The 11,619-nt window shown below is 33.8% G+C and carries 8 protein-coding genes; 5 read left to right on the top strand and 3 right to left on the bottom strand.

What is annotated here, in order from left to right:
• Positions 1-65: 65 nt before the first annotated feature.
• Together ACI32A_RS03800 and ACI32A_RS03805 are read right to left on the bottom strand one after the other, a co-directional pair.
• Positions 66-3,290, bottom strand: coding sequence for an FtsX-like permease family protein (locus tag ACI32A_RS03800; protein WP_439753698.1), 3,225 nt, complete (start codon positions 3,288-3,290; stop codon positions 66-68).
• The gene (locus ACI32A_RS03805; protein WP_439753699.1) at positions 3,290-3,994 is read right to left on the bottom strand and encodes an ABC transporter ATP-binding protein; all 705 of its coding nucleotides are present in this window, start codon (positions 3,992-3,994) and stop codon (positions 3,290-3,292) included. Before ACI32A_RS03805 ends, ACI32A_RS03800 begins: the two co-directional genes overlap by 1 nt.
• An 88-nt stretch (positions 3,995-4,082) precedes the next feature.
• Here ACI32A_RS03805 and ACI32A_RS03810 point away from each other — a divergent pair, with 88 nt between their 5' ends.
• Both ACI32A_RS03810 and ACI32A_RS03815 read left to right on the top strand, forming a co-directional pair.
• A complete protein-coding gene (locus tag ACI32A_RS03810) occupies positions 4,083-4,934 on the top strand; it encodes a DegV family protein (protein ID WP_439753700.1) in 852 nt (283 codons plus the stop codon).
• Positions 4,924-5,781, top strand: a complete 858-nt coding sequence (locus ACI32A_RS03815; RefSeq protein ID WP_439753701.1) for a DMT family transporter — start codon at positions 4,924-4,926, stop codon at positions 5,779-5,781. The genes ACI32A_RS03810 and ACI32A_RS03815 overlap by 11 nt, the downstream gene beginning before the upstream one ends.
• A gap of 6 nt (positions 5,782-5,787) precedes the next feature.
• On the opposite strand, the gene ACI32A_RS03820 is transcribed toward ACI32A_RS03815, so the two are convergent.
• Positions 5,788-7,020: an MFS transporter gene (locus ACI32A_RS03820; RefSeq protein WP_439753702.1), complete on the bottom strand. Its 1,233-nt coding sequence runs from the start codon at positions 7,018-7,020 to the stop codon at positions 5,788-5,790.
• Positions 7,021-7,165: 145 nt separating this feature from the next.
• Here ACI32A_RS03820 and ACI32A_RS03825 point away from each other — a divergent pair, with 145 nt between their 5' ends.
• The 3 genes from ACI32A_RS03825 to rpsF form a co-directional block, all read left to right on the top strand.
• Complete coding sequence (locus tag ACI32A_RS03825) at positions 7,166-10,078, top strand: acyl-CoA dehydratase activase (RefSeq protein ID WP_439753703.1); 2,913 nt, start codon at positions 7,166-7,168, stop codon at positions 10,076-10,078.
• Positions 10,079-11,326, top strand: coding sequence for a 2-hydroxyglutaryl-CoA dehydratase (locus ACI32A_RS03830; protein WP_439753704.1), 1,248 nt, complete (start codon positions 10,079-10,081; stop codon positions 11,324-11,326).
• A 112-nt stretch (positions 11,327-11,438) separates the two neighbouring features.
• Positions 11,439-11,619: 30S ribosomal protein S6 (rpsF, locus tag ACI32A_RS03835; RefSeq protein WP_439753705.1), on the top strand; the 181-nt coding region annotated here is incomplete at its 3' end.

Below are 11,619 nucleotides of genomic sequence, written 5' to 3' on the forward strand. Positions count from 1 at the left end.
CCTCAAAGGTTTTAAATTGGCTTTTTTCTAAACCTCATCTAATTTTAGAGGTCCATTTGTTTTATTTATTCAACAGCTTTTAAAGATTCCACCATTTCCACTTGTTTTAATTTACGACGCATAAATAAGTTGATGATAATATTAAAGACGATAGTTAAACCAAAACTAATCACAAATGACAAGGGCTTAATTGTTCGACCAAACATAATGTCATCCATCTCGGCTAAATTCATGATCAAATGATGAAGACCAATTCCCAGTATTAAACCAGCGATAGCTCCTATAATCGTTAATAACGTACTTTCACGATTGACATAGGCACTGACTTCATGTGGTAAAAAGCCGAGTACTTTAATCGTTGCAATTTCACGGATTCGCTCTGAAATATTGACGTTACTTAGATTATACAAAACTACAAAAGCCAATGAAGCTGCACAAATAACCAGGACAACAACAATCATTGAAATTGAAGAAATCATATTGGTAAAGTTTTCTTCTAATTTTGAATAGAAAGTCACACTCTTTACATTATCAATATTCATCAATTTATTTCCTAATTGTTTTTCAAAACCATCGTCTTGATTATCCAGTCTTAATAAACAAGTATAAGAAGTAGCAGCTTTTGACTTCCATGAACGATAAGTTTCTCTGGAAACAAAAATATGATGACCTACATAGTTTTCATAGATACCAGTAATCTTACAAGAAATTTCTTTGTCATTACTGTCTTTAAAAGAAATTGTATCCCCTACATCTAGATTCATCTTAGAAGCCATTTTCTGAGAAATAAAAATTGAATCTTCTTTCATATCCAATTCATTATTTGAATTGACATCTTTAAATGTTGTGAATTCATCACAAGAATCTAAATCATCAATAATATGAACCGTAACACTCATGTCTTTATTATCAAAATAAGATGTAACAGCCATTTGTTCTTCCACTGTATACGATGAAATCCCATCTAATTGATTGATTTCTTTTGTACTTGGACCACTTAATTTAACTGAAGCATTGTAATGATAAATTTCATTATATTGTTGATGGACTATATCAGAAATACTATCATTGATTCCAAAACCAGCAACTAATAAAGCAGAACAACCCGCAATACCAATGATTGTCATATAGAAACGCTTTTTATAACGGAATAAATTACGTGCCGTGACTTTATGTAAAAAAGCCAATCGATTCCAGATAAAAGGAATCTTTTCTAATAAAATTTTCTTTCCGGCCTTGGCAGCTTTTGGACGCATTAATTGACTTGGAACTTCTTTTAATTCTTTTTGAATAGAAAAATAAGTGGCTAATAAAGTAACACCAATCATGGAAATAGAAGCCAAGGCAATTAGACCAGGCTGAAATTTAAAATAAATGGTTTCTAAGTTATACATCGTATTCCATGCTTCAAAAATGACTTTAGGAAATAAATACATTCCAAAGGAACATCCCAATATAGACCCTAAAATACCGGCAAATAAAGCATAGAAAATATATTTACTCATAATTTGATTTTTAGAATACCCCAAAGCTTTTAAGGTACCAATTTCATTACGCTGTTCATCAACCATTCTTGTCATGGTTGTCATACAAACCAAAGCGGCAACCAAGAAAAAGAAAACAGGGAAAACTTTGGCAATTCCATCCATTCGATCGGCACATGCACCATAGTCTCGATACGAATAATGTGAATTACGATCCAAGACAATCCATTCACCTTCGATAGAATCAATTTTTTCTTGAGCTTCCTGGATTTCTTTTTCATATTTTTCTTTTGTTTCCTCTAATTCTTTTTTTCCATCTTCCAATTGAGCTTTTGCTTCATTCAATTCATTTTGTGATTGTTGAAGAGCAGCCAATCCACTATCGTATTGAGCCTGTCCCTGTACTAATTGAGCATACGCAACATCTAATTGCGCTTTGGCATCCAGCAACAAATCTCGATTCTTGATTAATTCTTCTTTTTGTGCACTACCTTCCTGAATTTGAGCAATCGTTGAATCAATTAAAGCAATATTTGCATTGCATTCATCAATTTGTGCCTGAATACTTTCTTTTGTATTGGAAGCCAATGCTTGAACCAGAGTGGCTAATTGTTCTCTTTGAGCAATAATGGCATCGGTAGCTAATCCATTTTCAATCAGCCAATCCAAAGCATCTAATGTTTTTTGATAAAAATCAATATAATCAAGTTGTTTATATAACGATTCTAATTGCGTAATCGCATTTTGAAGCTGTGCTTTATTGGCTTCTAAAGTCGATAAAGACGCTTCTCCTTGTTCAATCTGTGCTAAAGCATTTTCAACGGTTTGTAAATCCGTATAAACATGAGCATTTTCATTATATTCTTGCCAACCCGCATCTAATTGTGCTTTTGATTGAGCTAAAGTAGCCATTCCAGAATCTATTTGAGATTGTCCAGAATCAATTTGCGCCTGTGCTTCATCCAATTTCTTCTGTCCCGCCTTTATTTCTTCATATAATTTATCTTTAGCTTCATTTAATTCATCTTGACTCTTTTGAATACGTGCTTTAATTTGTTCCGGTGCCAATTCTTCAATGTCTTCTAAAACAGGATTGACTAAATCAAAGTAGGCATCACTATATGAATCCAATTCTTCACAACCTTCGACAGCTACATCAACTTCTGTATAATAATCCGCTACTATATTGGAATCCATTACATAAATAAAACTATTGACAGTTCCAGAACCAATGGAAGAAGAACCCAATTCATACGATAAATAATTGGGATTGTAACAGCTTCCAACAATTTTATATGTATCATTTTTTAAAGAATCCCTTAAATCCTGGTCTTCTAAATACAGTGAAATCGTATCTCCGATTTGTAAACCCCCATATAATTCACTGGTAGCACTATCCGCTTGAACCAGACATTCATTTTCGTTTTCTGGCATACGACCATCAACCAATCGAATTTGATTCAGATTTTGATTTTCTGCATACGAAATCACTTTGATTACAAGTTCACTAGATTCTTTCTGACACAATACATCCATGGAAAAAGAAGCCTGTGCATCTTTAACATTATTAATTTCTTTAATTTTTTCTATGTCATCGTCGTATAAACCCAAGGTTGAATAAATTTGTATATCTTGTACGTGATATGTATCAAAATATTGATCGGCACTGTTTTTCATATCTGGAGCGCTGGCTTTAATACCAGCAAAAAAAGCAGTTCCAATGGCAACAATCAATAAAATTGATAGAAAACGTCCAATGGAATGACGAATTTCCATTACTATGTTTTTAATAAAAGTCTTAGGCATTAGTATTCAATCCTATCTACATCCATTGGATTTTCATTGAGCGTAACACTGTCGATTTTTCCACTCTTGACTTTAATGACTTTATCTCCCATTGGACACAAAGCCAAGTTATGTGTAATGACAATGACCGTTTTATTTTGAGTTTTACAAGCATCTTGCAACACCTTTAATACTTGTTTACCCGTTTGATAATCCAAAGCACCCGTTGGTTCATCACATAAAAGAAGTTTTGGATTTTTCGCAAGGGCTCTGGCAATAGCTACACGCTGTTGTTCCCCTCCTGATAACTGACTCGGAAAGTTATGAATTCTTTCACTAAGTCCTACCGAAGTAATGGTTTGATCAATGTCTAAGGCATTTTTACAAATTTGACAAGCCAATTCAACGTTTTCACGAAGTGTTAAATTTTGTACCAGATTATAAAACTGGAAAACAAAACCAACATCATAACGACGATACAAAGTCAGTTCCTTTTCATTATAACGACTGATTTCATTTCCATCGACAAAGATTTTTCCTTCACTTACAGTATCCATTCCCCCTAATAAATTTAAAATGGTACTCTTTCCAGCACCAGATTCTCCGCAGATAATCACAAATTCACCTTTGTCAATTGTAAAGGAAACCCCATCGATAGCATGGATTTTTATTTCACCCATAGTATACGTTTTTCTGACATCTTGAAATTCTATAAATGGTTTCATATCGTCATTATAAACCAAAAAGAAATGTAATTCCATTCAAAAAGGAGTACAATGAATATCGAAAGAAAAGAAAAGGAAGTATAAATTTATGAAAATCGCATTTGTAACGGATACAGGAACAGGAAGAACACCGGAAGAATGGAAACAAGAAGATATTTATTGTTTGCCTTTGCAACTGGAATGTGATGGTATTTCGTATGATGAATATGTGACAATTTCCTATGCAGAAGTCATTCAAAAATTACATGAAAAGAAAATTTTTAAAACTTCTTTACCACGTTTGGGACATATTCAAGATTGTTTTGAACAAATTAAAGAAGATGGATACGATACAATTTTCGCCATTCCAATTTGTAAAGGACTATCAGGATGCTTTGATGCTATGGAAATGATTGCCAATCAACTAGAACTCAAATTTATTGGAGTGGATTGTTATGTGACAGCTGTTTTACAGACACGTATGATTCAAGTAGCCAAAGAAATGGTTGAAAACAATTGTGATATGAATCAAATCATGGACACTTTAAATCAAATGGCAAACAGCGCCGATACTATTTTAATGTTTAAAGATCTACAACACATGAAACGAGGTGGAAGATTAACACCAGCTGCTGCAACTTTAGCGGGATTATTAAAAATTGTTCCGGTTTGTCTTATTAATAAAGAAACAAATGGAAAAGTGGATACATTAGCAAAAGTTCGTACATGGAAAAAAGCACAGGATGCAGTAATTGATCATATCATTCAAAAAGGAGTGGATGCTTCTTATACATTTATTATTGCCCATGTCGATTGCATAGAACAAGCAAAGGAATACAAAGAAAAAATTTTAACACGTATTGAAAATGCACAAATTCAAATTATTGATTTAGTCAGTGCCGTAGGCATTCATACTGGATTGGGATGCCTGGCTTTGCAAGTATTTAAAGATGTCCGATAAAACCAAAGGCATATTATATATTACGTGTTCTGCCTTTTGTTTTGCGATGATGAATGTCTTTGTGAAATGTTCCGGAGACATTCCATCCATTCAAAAAAGTTTTTTTCGAAATTTAGTCGCTTGTATATTTGCCTTGATTTTGATTTTAAAGTCAAAAGAAAAACTTCACTACCAAAAAGAAAACATTCCACTATTAATTTTAAGAAGTACATTGGGAACTATTGGAATTTTATGTAATTTTTATGCAGTAGATCATCTCATTATCAGTGATGCCTCTATGTTAAATAAACTATCGCCTTTCTTTGTAGTCTTGTTTAGTTCTCTATTTTTAAAAGAAAAAACAACACTATTTGAAATAGGATGTGTAGGATGTGCCTTCTTTGGTAGTTTATTTATCATACGACCAAGCTTTGATTTTACAAGTATGATACCAGCTTGTATCGGATTTGCAGGAGCCATAGCAGCCGGAAGTGCCTATACATGTGTAAGAGCCTTGTCTTTACGAAAAGAAAAAGGAAAAAAGATTGTTTTTTTCTTTAGTGCTTTTTCCTGTCTTGTTACACTTCCATATTTATTACTAAATTACCATCCCATGACTTTGCAGCAAATTCTATTGTTACTGTGTGCAGGACTATGTGCAGCTGGTGGTCAATTTTCTATTACGGCTGCCTATGCCTATGCACCTGCTAAAGACATATCGGCTTTTGATTATTCACAAGTCATTTTTTCGGCAATTTTAAGCTATGTGGTATTTCATCAAATTCCAAGTTCATCCAGCTTTATTGGCTACATTATAATTATATGTACCGGCATTATTTTATTTTTAAAACAAAGAAAAATGGATTAGGAATCTCTAATCCATTTTTGCGACTTTGCTGAAAATAAAATATCCCACCAGGAATAAAACAGAAATAGCTGCAACTCCCAGATTTTGATGTCCAGTGACTTGTGTCACAAAACCAATTAAGAAAGTTCCTAAAAAACTAGCTCCTTTTCCACAGACATCAAACAATCCAAAATATTCTCCACTTGAAGCATCGGGAATGATTTTGGCAAAGTAGGAACGAGAAAGAGATTGAATACCTCCTTGAAAACATCCCACCGCAAAAGCCAGCAACCAGAATTCCCATTGCTGATCCAATTGAATCGCAAAAGCTGCAATACAGAAATAAGCCAAAATGGCTACTTTAATAAGTTTTGCACTATCTACTTTCTTCGATAACTTTCCAAAAATTAAACTTGCTGGGAAGGCAACAATTTGTGTCATTAATAAAGCCAGCAATAAACCAGTTGTATCTAAGCCCAAACTTGTTCCATAGGCTGTGGAAACATCAATAATGGTATAAACACCGTCAATATAGAAGAAAAAAGCCAATAAGAATAAGAAAATCTTTTTATCTTTTTTCGCATTTTTTAAAGAATGATATAAACGAGAAAATGTTTGTGTGACAACATGTTCTTGTTTTTTAATATATGATTTTTGTTGATATGACTTAGCAATTGGAATGGTAAAACAAATCCACCATAAGGCATTTAAAACAAAAGCAATGATCATGGCATGGAAAGTAGATAAACCAAAAGAAGGTCCCATTAATACTAAAACCAGACTAATGATAAAGGGAACACAGCTTCCAATGTATCCAAGTGCATATCCAATGCTGGAAACATTATCCATTCGTGCATCTGTTGTTACATCATTCAACATCGAATCATAAAAAACCAATGATAAACTGTAAAACACTTTGGCAAATACATACAAAACCAAAAAGATTTTCCAGTTCCCTGGAATCCAGAAACAAGCCAATCCCAGTGCCCCTAATAAAGCAGAAGTGAAGAAATATTTTTTCTTTTGATCTTTGTAGTCAGCTAATGTACCCAGAATAGGTCCTAATACAGCCACAATGATTGTGGCAATGCTTGTAGCATAAGACCAGCTTGTTAAATACGTACTTTCTTTAACACCGGCAGATGATGAAATGGAATTAAAATAAATAGGAATAATTGTTGTACATAGTAAAATAAAAGCCGAATTTCCAATATCATAGATAATCCACTTCCACTCCAGTGATGTGAGTTTGTCCTTCATATAAAAACCTCATTTCTAATAAATCCATGATAACATATAAATAAATATAAGATGTAAATATTTTGAAAATGAAAGTAAAAATGAGCATTTTACTTGATTTTTTAAATGAAAAAGTATAATAAGTAATATTAATTAGGAGATATATATGAAGTATAAAATAGGATTTGATATAGGAAGTACGACAATCAAAGCAGTTGTCATCGATGAAAACAACAATATTTGTTACAAAAGCTATCAAAGACATATGGCCCAGGTACGCCAGAAAGCTTTAGAAAAAATAAGAGAGCTAAAAGAATATACAAAAGATGGATTTGAATTTGCGATTAGTGGATCCGGTGCTATTGGACTTAGTGAACAAGGACAACTGCCATTTGTGCAGGAAGTATTCTCATCCGCAAAAGCCGTGCATGTATTCTATCCTGAAACCGATGTTGCCATTGAATTAGGAGGAGAAGACGCTAAAATTTTATTTTTTAAAGGAAGCATGGAACAAAGAATGAATTCGACATGTGCAGGAGGAACGGGAGCTTTCATTGATCAGATGGCTTCTTTACTGGATATGAGTTTAAAAGAAATGAACCAGGCCAGTCTACAATATCATCGACTCTATCCCATTGCTTCTCGATGTGGTGTTTTTGCTAAAACCGATATTCAGCCTTTAATTAATCAAGGCGTAGATAAAGCGGATTTATGTGCTAGTATTTTTCAAGCCGTTGTCGATCAAACCATTACTTCGCTTGCACAAGGAAGAAAAATTGAAGGGAATTTATTGTTTTTAGGAGGTCCTTTATATTTCTTAGAAGGACTAAGAAATCGTTTTAAAGAAACATTAAAAATGGAAGAAAACCAGATAATTTGTCCAGAAACAGCGATTCATTTTGTGGCCTTGGGAACAGCTTTAAGTGCCACACAAACATTCACGTTTGAAGAATTAGAAGAAAAACTGATTTCACTGGTCAATGCACCTATTCATTTGGAACAAACACTTCCTTTGTTTGAAACCCAGGAAGATTATCAGGCTTTTATAAAGCGTCATCAATCGCATGATGCCAAATATGCGTCTTTAAAAGATTATGACAAAAAAGCATATCTGGGAATTGATTCAGGTTCAACAACAACAAAACTGGTTTTATTAAGCGAAGACCATGAAATATTATATCAATCCTATGCATCCAATAAAGGAAATCCAATGGATGTGGTACTTGAAGAATTAAAAACAATATATCAAATCAATCCCAATATTCAAATTGGAGGCAGCTATGCCACGGGCTATGGTGAAGAACTCATGCGCCATGCTTTTCATTTAGACGGTGGAATTGTGGAAACTATGGCTCATTATACAGCCGCTAAAACATTCAATCCTGAAGTTGATTATATTCTGGATATTGGAGGACAAGATATTAAGTGTTTTAAAATACGAGATGGACACATTGATGATATTGTATTAAATGAAGCATGTTCATCGGGATGTGGATCCTTTATTGAAACTTTTGCGAAGTCTTTGGGCTATGACGCAAAAGAATTTGCTGTTCTTGGTTTAAAATCCAAACATCCAGTGGATTTAGGGACACGTTGTACTGTTTTTATGAATTCAGGTGTCAAACAGGCACAGAAAAATGGGGCAACCATGGAAGATATTTCAGCGGGGCTTTGTCGTTCTGTGGTAAAAAATGCACTTTATAAAGTGATTCGAGCTAAAAATAAAGACGACATTGGAAATCATATTGTAGTTCAAGGTGGAACTTTTCAAAATGATTCCGTACTAAGATGCTTTGAAATGGAATTACAAAAAGAAGTGATTCGACCAAGTATTGCGCATTTGATGGGCGCATATGGAGCCGCTTTATATGCACAGGACCTTCATCCAGAAAAGAGTTCTATTTTAACATATGAACAATGTTGTCAATTTACACATGAATCCAAGTCCGTTGCGTGTCAAGGATGTACCAATCATTGTTCTTTGACTATAAATACATTTTCAGATGGTTCTAAATTAATTGCAGGAAATAAATGCGATAAAATGATTCAAAATCATAAACAAAAAATGGATTTACCAGATTTATATAAAGAAAAGATGAATGCTCTACAAGGCATCATTGGAAAATATTCACATACAAAGAAAATTGGTATGCCACTGGTGTTAAATAACTATGATTTATTACCTTTCTGGACTAAATTCTTTGATGTATTGGGATATGAAGTAATTTGGTCAAGTCCAACTACGAAACAAATGTATCACAATGGCCAGCAGTCCATTCCAAGTGATACAGCTTGTTTTCCGGCTAAAGTCGTTCATGGTCATATTGAAGAATTAATCAAAAAAGTGGATACAATTTTTTATCCTTGTATGACATATAACGTCGATGAAAAACAATCGGATAATCACTATAATTGTCCACTAGTGGCATATTATCCAGAAGTTATTGCTGCTAATATGGATTTAAAAAATACAAAAATTATTTATCCATTTTTAAGTTTTGATGATACTTCTACTTTTGTGAATGCTTTGATGTTACATTTCAAAAAAGCTGGTATTGTATTTAAGAAAAAAGATGTATTGCTTGCATTGGAAAAAGGAAAAGAAGAATATCAATTGTTTAGAGAATATTTAGTAAACAAACACATAGAAGCTGTTCAATTTGCGCGTCAGCATCATCTTCCTATTGTAGTTTTATGTGGACGCCCATATCATCTGGATCCATTGATCAATCACCAGATGAATCAATTATTAACTCAACTTGGATTTGTAGTTGTTTCAGAAGAAAGCGTTCCAAGACAAGATGCCCATAAAGTCAATGTACTCAATCAATGGACATACCACGCTCGGCTATATCAGGCAGCTCACTATGTCTGTGAAAACGACGATATGAATTTAGTTCAACTTGTTAGTTTTGGATGCGGAATTGATGCCATTACAACAGATGAAGTTCGTGATATTTTACGAAAACAAGATAAATTCTATACACAAATTAAAATTGATGAAATCGATAACTTAGGAGCAGCTCGTATTCGTCTTCGTTCATTGAAAGAAGCTATTGCACAAAAGGAGGGACATTAAATGGCATACGCAAAATTTACCAAGGAAATGCGTGACGATCATTTAATATTGGCACCCAATATGCTTCCGATTCACTTTAAATTATTGACACCTATTTTTAAAATGAGTGGCTATAATGTAAAAGTTTTGACAAATAGTTCGGATCAAGTACGTGAAGAAGGATTGGCTCATGTACACAATGACACTTGTTATCCGGCTTTGCTGGTCATTGGGCAATTGATTGACGCATTGAAAAGTGGTGAATATGATTTAGATCATGTATGTCTGGCAATGACACAAACAGGAGGAGGATGTCGGGCCAGTAATTATATTTCTTTATTGAGAAAGGCATTGGAAATGGAGGGATGGGAACAAAAAGTTCCTTGTCTTTCGGTCAATTTTTCGGGATTAGAAGAAGATAGTGGATTAGAGATTACGATTCCAATGGTTTTACATATCATTTATGGAATGTTATATGGCGATGCTTTAATGTGGTTAAAAAACCAGGTAAAGCCTTATGAAATAAATAAAGGAGAAACCGATCAGGTCATTGATGACATTGTCAAAGATTTAATTGTATTATTTGAAAACGGTGGCTACCAAAAATCAAAGAAAATATATCGAGAAATGATTTCTCGTTTAAAGAATGTGAAACAAGATCGAAGTCAGAAAAAAATTCGAATCGGAATTGTTGGAGAAATCTATATGAAATATTCTCCATTGGGTAATGGAAATTTAGAAGACTATTTAATGGAAGAAGGTTTTGAACCCGTTTTATCTGGTGTAATGGATTTTGCGCTATATTGCGTGGAAAATGGTTTAATTGACTATGAATATTATCGTATGCATAAGAAAACACATTGGATTTACGGTATTTGTAAAGATGTTATCATGCGTATGCAAAAGACATTCCGAGTCATTGTTCAAGAAGATGGAACTTTTATTCCGCCAGATGATTTTGAAGAAGTTATTCGAAATGGAAAACCATTTATTAATCCAGGTGTGAAAATGGGAGAAGGATGGTTATTGACCAGTGAAGTCGTTACTTTGATTAAATCGGGTGTTAACAATGTAATCAGTGCCCAGCCATTTGGTTGTTTACCCAATCATATTGTAGCCAAGGGTATGGTGCATCGTATTAAGGAACAATATCCCAATGCGAATATTGTAGCAATCGATTATGATCCAAGTGCTTCTAAAGTGAATCAGGAAAATCGTATTCGTTTGATGATGGCAAACGCAAAATTAATGAGCGAGATGGGGGAATAATCTTTATTTCGCTCTTTACATTTGTATGATTTCATGATAAATTAGATAAGCAAGTTTGTGCTTGCTCTCTGTTTCTGAGTAAAGAAACCGAAGTCCAAAGGGAGGTGTACACATGAAAAAATACGAAATCATGTACATTGTTAAAGCATCTTTAGATGAAGCTCAATTCGCAAAGGTTCAAGACCGTTTGCATTCAACTGTTACAAACAACGGTGGAAGCATTGATTCAATCGATGACTGGGGAATCAAAGATTTTGCTTATGAAATCAATCACATGAAAAAAGGACACTATG

This window comes from Floccifex sp. (assembly GCF_051873555.1).
GTDB lineage: Bacteria > Bacillota_I > Bacilli_A > Erysipelotrichales > Erysipelotrichaceae > Floccifex.